The sequence below is a fragment of the Kribbella sp. NBC_00382 genome (assembly GCF_036067295.1).
In the GTDB taxonomy this organism is placed as follows: Bacteria; Actinomycetota; Actinomycetes; order Propionibacteriales; family Kribbellaceae; genus Kribbella.
In genome coordinates, this window is the sequence record NZ_CP107954.1 from 6,529,108 (window position 1) to 6,543,331 (window position 14,224).

The 14,224-nt window shown below is 67.4% G+C and carries 13 protein-coding genes; 7 read left to right on the forward strand and 6 right to left on the reverse strand.

The genetic code is table 11. The features are described from left to right. The first annotated feature begins 54 nt into the window (after positions 1 to 54). From OHA70_RS31030 to OHA70_RS31040, 3 genes are all read left to right on the forward strand, one after another. Positions 55 to 711, forward strand: a complete 657-nt coding sequence (locus tag OHA70_RS31030; RefSeq protein ID WP_328323559.1) for a DUF998 domain-containing protein — start codon at positions 55 to 57, stop codon at positions 709 to 711. A 169-nt stretch (positions 712 to 880) separates the two neighbouring features. Then, positions 881 to 1,666, forward strand: coding sequence for an SGNH/GDSL hydrolase family protein (locus tag OHA70_RS31035; RefSeq protein WP_328323561.1), 786 nt, complete (start codon positions 881 to 883; stop codon positions 1,664 to 1,666). A 289-nt stretch (positions 1,667 to 1,955) separates the two neighbouring features. Beyond that, positions 1,956 to 4,268, forward strand: coding sequence for a M4 family metallopeptidase (locus OHA70_RS31040; protein ID WP_328323563.1), 2,313 nt, complete (start codon positions 1,956 to 1,958; stop codon positions 4,266 to 4,268). Between the two features lie 50 nt (positions 4,269 to 4,318). Here OHA70_RS31040 and OHA70_RS31045 read toward each other — a convergent pair whose 3' ends face one another. Together OHA70_RS31045 and OHA70_RS31050 are read right to left on the reverse strand one after the other, a co-directional pair. Continuing rightward, positions 4,319 to 6,397 (reverse strand): excinuclease ABC subunit UvrA, encoded by a 2,079-nt coding sequence (locus tag OHA70_RS31045; protein ID WP_328323565.1) that lies wholly within the window; start codon positions 6,395 to 6,397, stop codon positions 4,319 to 4,321. Between the two features lie 219 nt (positions 6,398 to 6,616). Next, positions 6,617 to 7,267, reverse strand: coding sequence for a TetR/AcrR family transcriptional regulator (locus OHA70_RS31050; RefSeq protein WP_328323566.1), 651 nt, complete (start codon positions 7,265 to 7,267; stop codon positions 6,617 to 6,619). Between the two features lie 152 nt (positions 7,268 to 7,419). On the opposite strand from OHA70_RS31050, the gene OHA70_RS31055 reads away from it, so the two are divergent. Further along, a complete protein-coding gene (locus OHA70_RS31055; RefSeq protein WP_328323568.1) occupies positions 7,420 to 8,877 on the forward strand; it encodes an MFS transporter in 1,458 nt (485 codons plus the stop codon). An 18-nt stretch (positions 8,878 to 8,895) separates the two neighbouring features. On the opposite strand, the gene OHA70_RS31060 is transcribed toward OHA70_RS31055, so the two are convergent. Continuing rightward, the gene (locus OHA70_RS31060; RefSeq protein ID WP_328323571.1) at positions 8,896 to 9,420 is read right to left on the reverse strand and encodes a MarR family winged helix-turn-helix transcriptional regulator; all 525 of its coding nucleotides are present in this window, start codon (positions 9,418 to 9,420) and stop codon (positions 8,896 to 8,898) included. Between the two features lie 52 nt (positions 9,421 to 9,472). Between OHA70_RS31060 and OHA70_RS31065 the strand changes: the two genes are divergently transcribed. Both OHA70_RS31065 and OHA70_RS31070 read left to right on the forward strand, forming a co-directional pair. Then, positions 9,473 to 10,195 (forward strand): SDR family NAD(P)-dependent oxidoreductase, encoded by a 723-nt coding sequence (locus OHA70_RS31065; protein WP_328323573.1) that lies wholly within the window; start codon positions 9,473 to 9,475, stop codon positions 10,193 to 10,195. A gap of 72 nt (positions 10,196 to 10,267) precedes the next feature. After that, complete coding sequence (locus OHA70_RS31070) at positions 10,268 to 11,317, forward strand: LacI family DNA-binding transcriptional regulator (protein WP_328323576.1); 1,050 nt, start codon at positions 10,268 to 10,270, stop codon at positions 11,315 to 11,317. 717 nt (positions 11,318 to 12,034) lie between these two features. Here OHA70_RS31070 and OHA70_RS31075 read toward each other — a convergent pair. Both OHA70_RS31075 and OHA70_RS31080 read right to left on the reverse strand, forming a co-directional pair. Then, on the reverse strand, positions 12,035 to 12,385 hold the full coding sequence (locus tag OHA70_RS31075; protein WP_328323578.1) for a YciI family protein: 351 nt from the start codon (positions 12,383 to 12,385) through the stop codon (positions 12,035 to 12,037). Next, positions 12,382 to 13,074, reverse strand: a complete 693-nt coding sequence (locus OHA70_RS31080; protein WP_328323580.1) for an NAD(P)-dependent oxidoreductase — start codon at positions 13,072 to 13,074, stop codon at positions 12,382 to 12,384. The genes OHA70_RS31075 and OHA70_RS31080 overlap by 4 nt, the downstream gene beginning before the upstream one ends. 76 nt (positions 13,075 to 13,150) lie before the next feature. Between OHA70_RS31080 and OHA70_RS31085 the strand changes: the two genes are divergently transcribed. After that, complete coding sequence (locus tag OHA70_RS31085; RefSeq protein WP_328323582.1) at positions 13,151 to 13,747, forward strand: TetR/AcrR family transcriptional regulator; 597 nt, start codon at positions 13,151 to 13,153, stop codon at positions 13,745 to 13,747. Here OHA70_RS31085 and OHA70_RS31090 read toward each other — a convergent pair. After that, positions 13,744 to 14,202, reverse strand: coding sequence for a carboxymuconolactone decarboxylase family protein (locus OHA70_RS31090; RefSeq protein ID WP_328323584.1), 459 nt, complete (start codon positions 14,200 to 14,202; stop codon positions 13,744 to 13,746). The two genes, OHA70_RS31085 and OHA70_RS31090, sit on opposite strands and share 4 nt — an antisense overlap. Positions 14,203 to 14,224: the final 22 nt, after the last annotated feature.

A 14,224-nucleotide genomic window follows, 5' to 3' on the forward strand; every position in this document is an offset into this window, starting at 1 on the left:
ATCTGACGGTGTCCCGTCCGACGCGTTGGCAAGACCAACCGAAGGGACAACGTCATGACCACCATCGCCACCACCTCCTCGCACACCAGCACCACGTCGTCAGCCAAACGGCTCCTGACGGCAGGGATCGTCGCCGGTCCGTTCTTCGCCGTCGTCGTGGCCGCCCAGGCGCTGACCCGCGACGGCTTCGACATCCGCAAGCACGCGGCGAGCATGCTCGCTGTTGGCGACCTGGGCTGGATCCAGTCCGCCAACTTCGTCATCACCGGGGTGCTGCTGATCGCCGGAGCGGGCGGACTGCGGCGGGTGTCTCGTAGCCGTTGGGTGCCTCGGCTGCTCGGCGTTTACGGTGTCGGCACCGTTGCCGCAGGGCTGTTCGTGCCCGATCCTTCGATGGGATTTCCGGTCGGTGCTCCAGAGGGTCAGGCTGCTTCGATGAGCTGGCACGCGGGCTTGCATTTCGCGGCCGGCGGGATCGGGTTCCTGGGGTTCGTCATCGCGTGCATCGTTGCCGCCCGCCGGTTCGCGCGTGACGGGGAGCGGGGCTGGGCGGCGTACTCGGTGGTCACTGGCGTCTCGTTCCTGGCGGCCTTCGCGGGGATCGCGTCGGGTTCGACGGGCGGACCGGTGCTCGCCTTCTACGCGGCGGTCGCGCTCGGGTGGAGCTGGATCTCCCTGGTACTGCGCAAGGCCCAGCAAGTCAGCGCTTGAGGCGCTTGAGGGTGGGTGAAGTTCCACCGCGGGGTGGACGGGGGTTACCGAGGTCAGCAAACCCTGGTGAATTTCTTACCGAGGTATTGCTTGTCACACACCGGTGGGGGATGGTGACTCTCAGTTCACCCTGCCTCGGTTCCCCTCACACCAGAAGGCGGTCCGCCCCGTGAAGAAACTCGCCGCACTCATCGGAGCCGCAGTCCTCGGTACTGCGCTGCTCACCCCCACCGTCGCGAACGCCGCAGCTCCCGTCTATGTCGCCCTCGGCGACTCGTACGCGGCCGGCGTCGGCACCCGCACCTACATCGCCGACAGCGGCTCCTGCCAGCGATCGACCAAGGCTTACCCGTACGTCGACGCGGCCCGTGTCGGCGCGACGCTGACCTTCGTCGCGTGCTCGGGCGCCCGGGTCGCCGACGTCACTGCCAAACAACTCGCACCGCTGAACAGCGGCGTCCGCTGGGTCACCTTGCAGGTCGGCGGCAACGACGCCGGCTTCTCCTCGGTGATCACCGAATGCGCCAAGCCGTCCTGGCTGGGTGACTGCAACAGCGCGATCGCCACCGCGACCGCGACCATCAACAACACGATCCCCGGCCGGCTCAACACCCTCTACGCGACGGTTCGCAGCCGCGCGACGACGGCGAAGGTGGTCGTCGTCGGCTACCCGCGGCTGTTCAACGGCACCGACTGCAACGCCGGTACGTTCTTCAGCGGCGACGAGATGACCAAGCTGAACGCGACCGCCGACCTGCTGAACTCGAAGATCGCCGCGGCGGCCGGCGCGGCCGGCTACAGCTTCGTGAACCCGACCTCGGCGTTCATCGGGCACGCGGTCTGCGGCAGCCCGGAATGGATCAACGGACTGTCGAACCCGATCAGCGAGTCCTACCACCCGAACACGACCGGCCAGACGGGGCTCGCGAACCTCGTCGACGACCAGCTGACCTAGCGGCTCGTTCCGGGGTCGCGCGGAGCTCCCGGGCGACCCCGGAATGCCCCGTCAGCAAGGCGAAAATCCCCTTCTTCTGTTGGCCTTCTGGTGCCGCGACGCACCTGTGCCAGCACTCTGCGTAGGGTCCGCTGAGCGGACGTTCCAACGCTGTAGTGACCGTCCGTGAGAGCCCGAAACGGTTGGGTGTGAGATGGATCACGTGCGGTCGCGCAGGGGATTGGGCGGATGACAGATTGCAGCCCTCACGCCCGCTCAGCGTGAGAACTGCAAGGGGAGGAACATTTCTGTGAAAGCTCGTACCTGGCTCGCCGGCCTCGCGGTCGGTGCAGTCTCCATCAGCCTGACGGCACCGGGGCTGGCCAACAGCGCCCCCGTCCCGTCGTCCGACACCACGGCCGCCCAGAGCCCGGAGATCCGCACCATCGGAACTCCGAAGGCCGGCGGCACCGGGCTGGTCTCCAAGCGCGACGAGACCGGCCGTGCCCACTCGATCCGGCCGGCGACCCCGCTGAAGGCTCCGGCCTCGGTCGGCGCCAAGGCCGGCAAGTCCGCCACCAGCAAGCCCGACGCGGTCGCGGTCGCCAAGGCGCAGGTCGCCACGGTCGCCCCGTACTTCGGCGCGCGCCCGACTGACCTGGTGGCGTCGTCGAGTTCGCTCAGCTCGCTCGGCTCGCAGGTCAGGTTCCAGCAGAACATCGACGGCGTCCCGGTCTACGGCGGCGAGATCGTCACCACCCTGGACAAGACCGGCGCGCTGGAGTCCGCCAACGGCGAGGTCTCGCTCGCGACGTACGGTGCGTTCCCGGCCGCCGGCGCGGTGGACGCGGCCAAGGCCAAGGCGCAGGACGCCGCGGTCCAGTCCGTCGCCACCCGCGCCAAGGTCGACGCCTCCACGCTGACCGCCAAGCTGGTCGGTCCGCGCTGGTTCGACATGAGTCTCGTCACCCGCCAGCCGGGTTCGGTCGCCATCCCGGTCTACCTCTACGAGGTGACCGGACAGGGTGACGTCCGCTGGCAGTCGATGGTGCACGCGTCGGCCGGCAAGACCCTGCTCGCCTGGGACCTGGCCGAGCACATCAACCGCGTCGTCTGCGACGCGAACCACACCAACATCGTGACCGGCGCGGAAGACGCGCGCTGCGGCGGCGGCGTCTTCGCACCGAGCCGGGTCGAGGGTGGCCCGACCTCTTCGGTCGCGGACGTGAACCAGGTCTTCAACTTCTTCGGCGACACCTCGAACCTGTACGCCGGACTCGGTACCGACCTGACCAACCTGATCGGCGCCGACTACGGCGACGGTCTGGGCAAGGCCATCCGCGGCACCGTCCGGGTCTGCGTCAGCGGCGCCTGCCCCTACGCCAACGCGTTCTGGAACGGCGAGCAGATGGCCTTCGGTGAGGGCGTCAGCACCGACGACATCACCGGTCACGAGCTGACCCACGGCGTCACCCAGCACACGGCCGGCCTGGCCTACCTGTGGGAGGCCGGCGCGATCAACGAGTCGCTGTCCGACATCATGGGCGAGTTCGTCGACCTGACCAACGGGTCGGCCGACGACACCCCGGCCAACCGCTGGCTGATGGGCGAGGGGTCGAGCCTCGGCGCGATCCGCTCGCTGAAGGACCCGACGCAGTTCGGCGACCCGGACAAGATGTCCAGCCCGAACTTCTTCGACGACGAGTTCTTCCAGGACAACGGCGGCGTGCACTTCAACTCCGGTGTCGGTAACAAGACCGCGTTCCTGATCGCCGACGGCGGTTCGTTCAACGGCCAGACCCCGGCCGGCATCGGTCTGCCGAAGTCCGAGTCGCTGTGGCACGAGACCCAGAAGGTACTGACCAGCGGCGCCGACTACACCGACCTGGCCGAGGCCCTTCGCTCCACCTGCAACGTGCTGCAGAAGCACCACGTCGCGAACATGACCAACGCCGACTGCGCCGAGGTCAACAAGGCGATCCTGGCCACCGAGCTCGACCAGGCGCCGGGCATCGGCAAGCCGGCCAAGGCTCCGGTCTGCGACACCTCCGCCCAGAAGGTCAAGAACCTGATCACCACGTCCTTCAAGAAGGACCCGGACGGCGTCGTCACGCACACCCCGGGCTGGGTGCTCGGCAAGTCCATGGGTGACCCGACCGCGCAGGTCGACACCTCGTACTCCTCCGACGGCGACGACTCGCTGTACGGCCAGATCACCGACCCCACGTCGTCGATCAGCGTGCAGACGAAGAGCGCGATGAAGATCAAGAACGAGAAGACGTACCTGCGCTTCACCCACGCGTACAACTTCTACAACGTGTTCTTCATCTTCGCCGTCCGGACCGGTACGGCGACGCTGGACTACTCCGACGACAACGGCACCACCTGGCACGACAGCTCGGCGCTGCCGTGGACGAACGGCCCGACCGTCGACCCGAACTTCCCCGACGAGCCGGCCAACTGGCACGGCAACTCGGGCGGCTGGGAGACCAGCCGGGTGGACGTGTCGCAGTTCAGCGGCAAGCTGCTGAAGTTCCGCTGGAACGGGAACGGGGCGGACTTCTCCGACCTGATCCCGGCCAACTGGTGGCTCGACAACGCCACCATCTACACCTGCAGCTAGTCAGTTGCTGAAGGAGGCCCGGCGGATCCGTCCGCCGGGCCTTCTTCGCGTCACACGTCGACGGTCGCCGGCGCGCCGACGTACCGGCGCAGGTGTTCGGCGGTGAGGGAGGCGCTGCTTTCGATCAGGTCGGCGGGGATGCCGGTGAAGACGATCTGGCCGCCGTCGCGGCCGGCGCCCGGGCCGAGGTCGATGAGCCAGTCGGCGTGGGCCATCACCGCTTGATGGTGCTCGATCACGATCACGGTGTTGCCTTCGTCAACCAGTTGGTCGAGCAAGGTGAGTAGTTGGTCGACATCGGCCAGATGCAGGCCGGTGGTTGGTTCGTCGAGGATGTACGTCGTGCCGTTGCGGCCCATGTGGATCGCGAGCTTCAGCCGTTGACGCTCGCCACCCGAGAGGGTGGTCAATGGTTGCCCAAGGCCCAGATAGCCGAGGCCGACGGCGATCAGCCGGTCGAGGATCGCCCGGGCCGGGCCCTTCTCGAAGAAGGATCGGGCCTCGATCGTGGACATGCTCAGCACCTGGCTGATGTTCTTGCCACGCAGCAGATACGCGAGTACCTCCGGAGTGAACCGGGCGCCGTTGCAGTCCTCGCACACCGACGCGACCTCGGCCATCATCGCCAGGTCGGTGTAGACCACGCCCAGCCCCTTGCAAGTCGGGCAGGCGCCGACCGAGTTGGCGCTGAACATCCCCGGCTTCACCTTGTTCGCCTTCGCGAACTCCGCCCGGATCGGATCCAGCAGAACCGTGTACGTCGCCGGGTTGCTGCGCCGCGACCCCCTGATCGGATCCTGCCCGGCGACGATCACCCCGTCGCGCCCAGCCAGCGACCCGTGGATCAGCGAACTCTTGCCCGAGCCGGCCACCCCGGTGACGACGGTCAGTACGCCGAGCGGGATGTCGACGCTCACGTTCTGCAGGTTGTGCAGCGATGCGCCTTCGATCCGCAGCTGCCCGGTCGGTTGCCGGACCTCCTCGCGCAGGCCGACCCGGTGATCGAGGTACCGCCCGGTCAGTGTCCCGGACTTCTTCAAACCCTTCAGATCGCCGGCATAACAAAGCCGCCCGCCGGCCTGACCTGCACCGGGCCCGAGGTCGACCACGTAGTCGGCGATCTGGATCGTCTCCGGCTTGTGCTCGACGACGAGCACGGTGTTGCCCTTGCCGCGCAACTGGAGCAGCAGCTCGTTCATCCGCTGGATGTCATGCGGATGCAGCCCGACGGTCGGCTCGTCGAAGACGTAGGTGACATCGGTGAGCGACGACCCGAGATGCCGGACCAGCTTCACCCGCTGTGCCTCGCCACCGGACAGCGTCGACGACTCCCGATCGAGGCTGAGGTAGCCGAGCCCGATGTCGACCATCGACTCCAGCGTCCCGTGCAGTCCCTCCAGCATCGGACCGACCGACGCATCCTTGATCCCGCCGATGAACTGCGCCAGCTCGCTGATCTGCATCCGCGAGCACTCGGCGATCCCGACTCCGTCGATCCGCACCGAGAGCGCCGCCTCGTTCAGCCGCGCGCCGTCACAAGCCGGGCAGCGGACCAGTTTCACCGCGCGGTCCGCGAACACCCGCACGTGGTTCTGCATCGTCTCGCGATCCTTGGCGAGCAGGTTGCGTTTGACCTTGGTGACGAGGCCTTCGAAGGTCAGATTGCTGGTCCCGATCTTCACCTTCGTCGACGGCTGGTACAGGAACTGCTCCCACACGTCGGCGGGATAGTCCATCAGCGGCAGGTCCGGATCGAACAGTCCGGACTTCGCCATCAACTGCCAGTACCACGTGTCGACGCCGTACCCGGGCACCTTGACCGCACCTTGGTTGAGGCTCAGCGATCGGTCGACGAACTCGTCCAGGTCGATCTCGGACGCCTTGCCCAGCCCCTCGCAGGTGGGGCACATCCCCTCCGCCCGATTGAAGCTGAACGCCGACGGCGGTCCGGCGTACGGGGTGCCGAGGCGGCTGAACAGGATCCGCAGCATGGTGTGGGCGTCGGTCGCGGTGCCGACCGTCGAGCGCGCGTTGGCGCCGATCCGTTCCTGGTCGACGATGATCGCGGCGCTCAGGTTGCGCAGCGAGTCGACGTCCGGGCGGGCCAGGCTCGGCATGAAGTTCTGCACGAAGGCCGTGTAGGTCTCGTTGATCAGCCGCTGGGACTCGGCGGCGATGGTGTCGAAGACGAGGGAGGACTTACCGGAGCCGGAGACCCCGGTGAAGACGGTCAGCCGGCGCTTGGGGATGTCGACGGAGACTCCGCCGAGATTGTTCTCGCGCGCTCCGCGGACCTGGATGACGTCGTGGCTGTCGGCTGAGCGGGGCCTGAAGGTGTTGGTGCCGGGTCAGGTCGTCACCGGCGCGGTCCACAGGCCGACCAAGCCGTCGATCAACCCGGTCGCCGTCTCCTGCCAGGTCGCCCGGGCGACCGGCGTACCGGCGTCGAGACCGCGCTCGTACTCGGCCAGCAGGTGGACCATCAGCAGCCGGGCCATGTCGCCGCGCTCCCGGCGTACTGCGGGGGAGAGGTCGGGCAGGCTGTTCTTCAGCCCGTCGACGATCTGCTGCAGCGAGAGCGAACTCAGGGACTCCTCGACCATGATCAGGCGCAGCCCTGGATCGGTCATCACCTGTGCGCTGAAGCGCGCGAACCAGGTGGGTGGCCCGATCTCGGCGAGGTGCTCGGTCTGCGGGCGGATCAGCACGCTCAGCCAGTCGCGGACATCCGGCTCGGGACCGAGCTCGGCCAGCATCCGCGCCCGGAGCTGCTCGATCTGGTCGGTGTGCCGGCGCACGATCGCGCGGACCAGGTCGGTCTTGGTGCCGAAGTGGTAGCCGACGGCGGCGTTGTTGCCCTGCCCGGCGGCCTCGCTGATCTGCCGGTTGGAGACGCCGAACACACCGTGCTCGGCGAACAACCGCTCGGCGGTCGCCAGGATCACGTCACGGGTGGCGCCGGCCCGGTCGGCCCGCGCGGTCTTCTCGGCCGCCGTCATGGATGCACCTCTCGTCTCGATCTCCGGGCCAGTCTGTCAGCTCGCTTGCGTAAGTCAACTGACTGACTTAACGTCGACCTGCACATCTCATCGTCTGTTCTTCGTTTTCCTTCCCTTGCACTTCCCCTGTGATCGCTTAACCGGAGGCCCCTGTGCCCACTTCCCCTGCCGATTCGGCCGAGGTGTCCAGCCCGCCGAAGCCCACCGCCGTCGTGGCGGTCCTCGCCTTCGGCGGCATCGTGGTCTCGCTGATGCAGACCCTCGTCATCCCGCTGATCCCCGAACTTCCCAAGCTGCTGCACGCCAAGGCGTCCGGCACGGCATGGGTCATCACCGCCACGCTGCTCGCCGCGGCTGTCGCGGTACCGGTGGTCGGTCGCCTGGGTGACATGTACGGCAAGCGCCGGATGCTGCTGGTCAGCCTGGGGCTGCTCATCACCGGCTCGGTCATCGCGGCCTTGAGTGATTCTCTGACTCCGATGCTGATCGGGCGCATCCTGCAGGGGATGGCGTCGGCGGTGATCCCGCTCGGCATCAGCATCATGCGCGACGAGTTGCCGGCCGAGCGGCTCGGCTCCGCAACCGCGCAGATGAGTGCGTCGCTCGGTGTCGGTGGCGCGCTCGGTCTACCTGCTGCGGCCTTCCTTGCCGATCGGGCGGACTGGCATGTGCTCTTCTGGACGTCGGCCGGGTTGGGCGTCATCGTGCTCGCGTTGGTGCTGACGTTCGTTCCTGAGTCAGCGGTTCGTACCGGCGGCCGGTTCGACCTGGTTGGCGCCGCAGGGCTTTCGGCCGGGCTGATCTGCTTGCTGCTGGCGATCTCCAAGGGCGCCGACTGGGGCTGGGGTTCGGCTTCGACGCTCGGTCTGCTCGGTGCGGCCGTGATCGTGTTCTTGGTGTGGGGCTGGTTCGAACTGCGGTCGTCGCAGCCGCTCGTCGATCTCCGGACGACTGCCCGGCCGCAGGTGCTGCTCACCAATATCGCGTCGGCCGTGTTCGGCTTCGCGATGTTCGCGATGTCGCTGGTACTGCCCACGCTGCTGCAGTTGCCCAAGGCAACCGGTTACGGCCTCGGCCAGTCGATGCTGACGGCCGGACTGGTGATGGGTCCGTCCGGTCTGGTGATGATGGCGACCGCACCGATCTCCGCATCGATCTCCAAGGCTCGCGGTCCGAAGGTGACCCTGATGATCGGCGCGCTGATCGTCTCGGCCGGCTACGGCCTCGGCATCGTCGCGATGGGAGCGGTCTGGCACCTGATCATCGTCTCCGCCGTCATCGGCGCCGGTATCGGCTTCGCGTACGGCGCGATGCCCGCCCTCATCATGGGCGCCGTCCCCGTCTCAGAAACGGCCGCCGCCAACAGCCTCAACACCCTGAGCCGCTCGATCGGCACCTCGATCTCGAGCGCGGTCGCCGGCGTCATCCTCGCCCACCTGACGATCAGCCTCGGCCCGGTCAGCGTGCCCTCGAAGGACGGCTTCCGCGTCATCCTCGCCATCGGCTCCGCCGCCGCGCTGGTCGCCTTCTTCATCGCCGCGTTCATCCCTACCCGTCGCACCGGCGTGGCTCCCGAGGTCACCACCGCGGAGGCCGCCACTGTCGGGTGAGCCTCCAACCGACAGCGGTCAGCGAACCCGGCTGGTCACGTCGTCGAGGAGCGACTGAAGTTTGCCGGCCAGCAGGTCCCGCTCGGACGCGGTCAGGGACGAGATCAGCTCTGACTCCCGCGTGAGGACCTGCTCGACGGTTCGCTCGACCAGTGCATGGCCGGTGGCGGTGAGGGAGACGACGACAGCGCGGGAGCCGTCGGTCTCGGTACGCCGTGCGACGAGTCCCGATCGCTCGGCGCGGCCGACGCGCTGTGAGATCGCGCCGGCCGTGACGAGGGTGCGCTCGGCGAGTTCGCGGGTGGTGACCTCGTACGGCGTACCGGCGCGGCGCAGGACGCTGAGCAGGTCGAGGGTGGCGCCGTCGACGCCTAGGTCGGCGAGCAGCCGGCGCCGGTCGTCGGCGAAGAGCTTGGCCAGCCGCCACAGGGGAGTGACGATGCCGATCGAGTCCGTCGGCAGGCCTGGCAGCTCGCGCTGCCAGGCTGCGGCGATGGCGGCCGGCGGATACGGGCTCGGCGGATCGAGGGGGTAGGTGTCCACGGGCCCATGATACGTTTAGGTCTAAATATTTAGACCTAAACGAGGAGTCGGCGTGTCCAGAACGATCGTGGTGACCGGTGGCGGGACGGGAATCGGCAAGGCCGCGGCTGAGCGGTTCCGCGCAGACGGCGATCGGGTGGTGATCACGGGGCGGCGGCCCGACGTACTGGAGAAGGCGGCGGCAGAGCTCGGCGCGGAGGCGTTGGTCTGCGACGGTACCGATCCGGAGCAGGTACGCCGGCTGGTCGGCGAGTTGCCCCCGGAGGTGCATGTGCTCGTCAACAATGCCGGCGGCAACACCGACTTCGGCGCGCCCGATGGCGAGAACGATCTCGCGGCCCTCAAGAGCAACTGGCTCGGCAACTTCGATGCCAACGTCCTGACGGCCGTCCTGATGACGACGGCGCTCGCGCCGCGGCTCGCCAACGGGGGAGCGGTCGTCCAGATCGGCTCGATCGCCGGTACTCGCGGCGCAGGCTCGTACGGTGCGGCCAAGGCGGCCCTGGCGACCTGGAACCAGGACGTCGCGGCGGAGCTCGGACCGCGCGGCATCACCTCGAACGTGGTGGCTCCCGGCTTCACGGCCGGTACCGAGTTCTTCCAGGACCGGATGACCGTCGACCGGCGCGAGAAGTTGCTGGCGGCAACGATGGTCAAGCGGCAGGGTGAGGTCGCCGACATCGCGGCCGTCATTCATTTCCTGGCGTCGCCGGCCGCGCGGCACATCACCGGCCAGACCCTGCACGTCAACGGCGGCGCCCTGACCACTCGCTGAGGCATGGCGCCGCGAAGTACTGACAAAGGTAGATATTGCGCGGATTCGCCTGGTGTCGGTGACAATGGGGCCATGCGTGCCACGGTCAAGGATGTCGCCAAGCTGGCCGGGGTGTCGCCGAAGACGGTGTCCAACGTCATCAACGGCGTCGTGTTCGTCCGGCCGGAGACCCGGGAGCGGGTCGAGCAGGCGCTGGTCGAGCTCGACTACGTGCCCAACATGAGCGCACGCGGGTTGCGGAACGGGCGGTCCGGGATGATCGGGCTCGCACTGCCCGACCTGCTCCGGCCGTACTCCGCGGAGGTTACCCACCTCGTCGTCGAGCTGGCGCACCGGCGTGGCTGGGGTGTGCAGATCGAGCAGACGGCGGCCGAGCCGAAGCGCGAGTTCGAGCTGCTCTCCAAGGCGCGCGCGCATCTGGTCGACGGGCTGATCCTCAACCCGGTCAACCTCGACGACAGTGCTGTGATGACGGCCGGCCCGTTGCCGGCGGTCGTTCTGATCGGTGACGTGGATCAGGACATGGTCAGCCAAGTTGCGATCGACAACGTTGCCGCAGCGCGCGATATGACCCAGCACCTGCTGGACCAGGGCTTCCGGCGGATCGCGGCCGTCGGCACCCCGGAGATCCCGAGCGGCTCCAGTGGTACCGGCCGGATCGGTGGCTCGACCGACGCGGCCGGTACGGCGGCCGCCCGGCTGCGGACGCTCGGGTATCGCGAGGTCCTTGCCGAGGCAGGCATCGGGCCCGACCCCGAACTGGAGATCGGTCTCGACCGCTGGAGCCCGGAAGGTGCCGCGGCGGTCGTCGGGGGTTACCTGGCGAGCCACGAGTTGCCCGACGCGTTCTTCTGCTTCACCGACACGATCGCCTTCGGCGCATTGTCGGCACTGTGGACGGCAGGCATCGCGGTGCCGGGGGACTGCGCGGTGGCCGGCTTCGACAACATTCTCGAGAGCCAGTACACGGTGCCACCTCTCACCACGGTCGATTTCGATCGACGGCAGTTCGTCGAGTCGGCGCTGGACCTGCTCGCGGAGCGGATGGCGGACAAGGACGCAACCCCTCGGCGGGTGATGGTTCCGCACCGGATCATCACCCGCGCGAGTACGGTCGGCTGAGCCGCTTTCCCCTTTTTCCAAAGGCGGAACGGCCTTGGAATCGTTGTCAAAGGTCCCATTGGGCAGTAGTTCTGGGACAACGGTTCCGGCAGGCGGGATTCCCCTGGCCATCCCTTGAAAAGACCGTCACTGTGAGCAAAGCTGCCGGGATCACTTCCGTGCCCCGTCAGGTCCGGAATTGTGACAACTGTCGCGCAGTTCCGCGCTACAGAAACCGTAGGACTGACAGTTGTCCCGTCAACAACTGTTCCTCGGGGGAACAAAGAAAGGGGGATGTGTGTCAGCGTTGAAAGAGCTCGCCGAGCAGTGCCGTGGTGTGAGGAGTCACGGTACTTCGCAACTCGGCCGGGCTGCTGTCCAACCGGCGGTCTGTACCGGCGTCCACGAGGTGAACTCGTCGATGCTGTCCGGGCAACCGCGCCGCGTGGCGGTCCTGAGGCTCAGTAACGGTCTCACCACCACACTGCGTCTCGACGAGGGCGCTCCGGCGCCCGAGCGGGGCGTAACACTGTTCGTCCGGGGTGGCCGGGGAATGGGTGATCAGCCTCAATCAGGTGGGGTCATCCTCGCGCCGAGCTACCCCAGCTGAACGAGCTGGGCTGACCAGACCGGATGAACACCCCAGCCTGCGGCTGGGGGATACGCCGGCCGATCAGTGGCTCGCCGGTCTCAGGTCAACGCCGAGCTGAGACCGGCAAGTCCCTGGAACGCCGGAGGCTACTCCTTGATCGGTTCCGTCAGCGCGCGGACCTCGATCGGGGAGTAGCGGGCCTCGGGAAGCCGCGCCGCGAGTTCCGTCGCGCGCTCGAGCGTGCACTCGAACAGGTAATAGCCGGCCAGGAGTTCCTTCGACTCCACAAACGGCCCATCGGTCACCGCCGCTACACCGTCCTTGAGCCGCACGACCCGCGCGTTGTCGATGGTCAACCCGTCGGAGGCCAGCAGCTCCCCGCTCGCCCGCGTCTCGGCCAGGATCTCGCGATGCACGGCGTACACCGTCTCGATCCCATCGGCGTCCAGTGCGTCCCAGGTCTCGGTGTTGCCGTAGATCAGCAGCATGTATTTCATGAGGACATGATGGCCTCGCGCCAGATCAACTTGGCGATGTTCGGTTTGACCGCGGTGGTGATGACTGCCATCGCCCGTCCGATGTAGGCGTCGCTGTCCAGCTGGGCGAGCATGCTGGCGGCGAGGTCCTCCCGCGCCGTGAACAGCCCGTCAGCTTGATCCTCCTGTACTTCGTACGCCGTCACAGCATCATTGCTGAACAACCCGGAAGGCCTGGCGATCGTCCAGTCCAGTCCGCTGTCACGCACGAGCTGCTCCATACGGCGCATGTCGTCATGCGTGGTCCGTGCCATCACGCGATTCACCAGCGGGTCGAGAACATTGTTGAAAAAGAAGGCATTACTCGGACGCCAGCCCGGCTCGAGAATCACCGAGCTGATCACCAACAGCCGCTTCACGCCGGTCTCCTGCATCCCGGCGACGATGTTCTTCGCCGCTGTCGAGTAGAGCTCGACCGGCTTGCGCGACGGCTTCCCGCCGACCACCGAATAGACGGCATCAGCCCCGGCGATCGCAGTACGAACTGAAGCCGCCTCGGTCACATCAGCCCGTACGACGCTCAGCCCTGGACGTGGAGCGACTGTTCCCGGCCGTCTGACCGCGGCGACGACTTCGTGGCCGGCGTCCAGTGCCTGCTCGACCAGGATCCGTCCGGTGGACCCGGCTGCTCCGAAAACGACGATGCGCATGCTGCTCCCTCACTGTCGCCGGACGATCCGGTGACGTGGTTGACAGTGCGCTTCGGCGCGGGGATATTCAACGCTGATGAATAAATCGCGAGGGCGTCCACGCGGCAACCCGGCCACCAAGGACCGGATCAGCTCTGTGGCCTACGACCTGTTCCTGGAGCACGGCTACCGCGGCACGACGGTCCGCAAGGTGGCTGCGGCGGCCGAGGTCGATTCGGCGCTGATCAGCTACCACTTCGGTTCGAAACAAGGGCTGTTCGGGGAGGCGATGCAGTTCCGCTGCGGCAAGTCCGCGGCGATGGTGCGCGCGCTCGAAGGCGATCAGGAGGGTTTCGCCGACCGGTTGCTGGAGGCGGTACTGGAGATGTGGGCCGACGCCGAACCGCTGGCCGAGCTGACCCGGATGGCGCCGCAGGACGCCGACGTGATGCAGGTACTGCAGGAATTCCTCGAACGGGAGATCCACGGCCGGATTGCTGAATTTCTCCGCGGCCCCGGTGCGACCGATCGGGCCACCGCGGCGGTCGCGGTGATCGGTGGGTTGATCTTCACCCGCTACCTGAACCCGCTGGGGCCGGCGGCAACGATGTCGGACGCCGACGTCCGCCGGATCATCGCCCCCGCCCTGCGGGCCGCGGTGCAGCCGGCCCGCAGGTCCAGGGTGGTCGCCTAGCTCCAGGTGGCGCCGGCCTGCGCGCGGACGGTGGTGTTGAGCCGGTTGAACAGGTTGGTGAGACCGATCATCAAGACGATCGCGGCCAGTTGCTGCTCGTCGAAGTGGTCGGTCGCCGCGTCCCAGATCTCGTCCGTGACCGCGTCGGGCCGGTCGGCCAGCCGGGTCGCGGCTTCGGTCATCGCCAGCGCCGCGCGCTCGGCGTCGGTGAACAGGTTCGACTCGCGCCAGGCGACGACCTGGTGCAGCCGCTCGTCGGTCTCGCCGTGTTTCTTCGCGCTGTCGATGCCACCGAAGATGCAGGCGGAGCAGCCGTTGATCTGGCTGGCCCGCAGATGCACGAGCTCCATCGTGGTGGCGTCGACACCGCCCTTGTACATCGCCTTGTAGATGTTCTGGATTCCGGTCATCGCGTCCGGCAGGATCACGGCCGGGTTCTTCATCCGCTCAGTCATACTCCTCTGACGGAGCTGACTG

Coding starts and splice junctions, on each gene's coding strand:
- OHA70_RS31030 (WP_328323559.1), top strand. CDS start 55: ATGACCACCATCGCCACCACCTCCTCGCACACCAGCACCACGTCGTCA.
- OHA70_RS31050 (WP_328323566.1), bottom strand. CDS start 7,267: ATGACGGCGGCCGAGAAGACCGCGCGGGCCGACCGGGCCGGCGCCACC.
- OHA70_RS31070 (WP_328323576.1), top strand. CDS start 10,268: ATGCGTGCCACGGTCAAGGATGTCGCCAAGCTGGCCGGGGTGTCGCCG.
- OHA70_RS31075 (WP_328323578.1), bottom strand. CDS start 12,385: ATGAAATACATGCTGCTGATCTACGGCAACACCGAGACCTGGGACGCA.
- OHA70_RS31080 (WP_328323580.1), bottom strand. CDS start 13,074: ATGCGCATCGTCGTTTTCGGAGCAGCCGGGTCCACCGGACGGATCCTG.
- OHA70_RS31085 (WP_328323582.1), top strand. CDS start 13,151: ATGAATAAATCGCGAGGGCGTCCACGCGGCAACCCGGCCACCAAGGAC.
- OHA70_RS31090 (WP_328323584.1), bottom strand. CDS start 14,202: ATGACTGAGCGGATGAAGAACCCGGCCGTGATCCTGCCGGACGCGATG.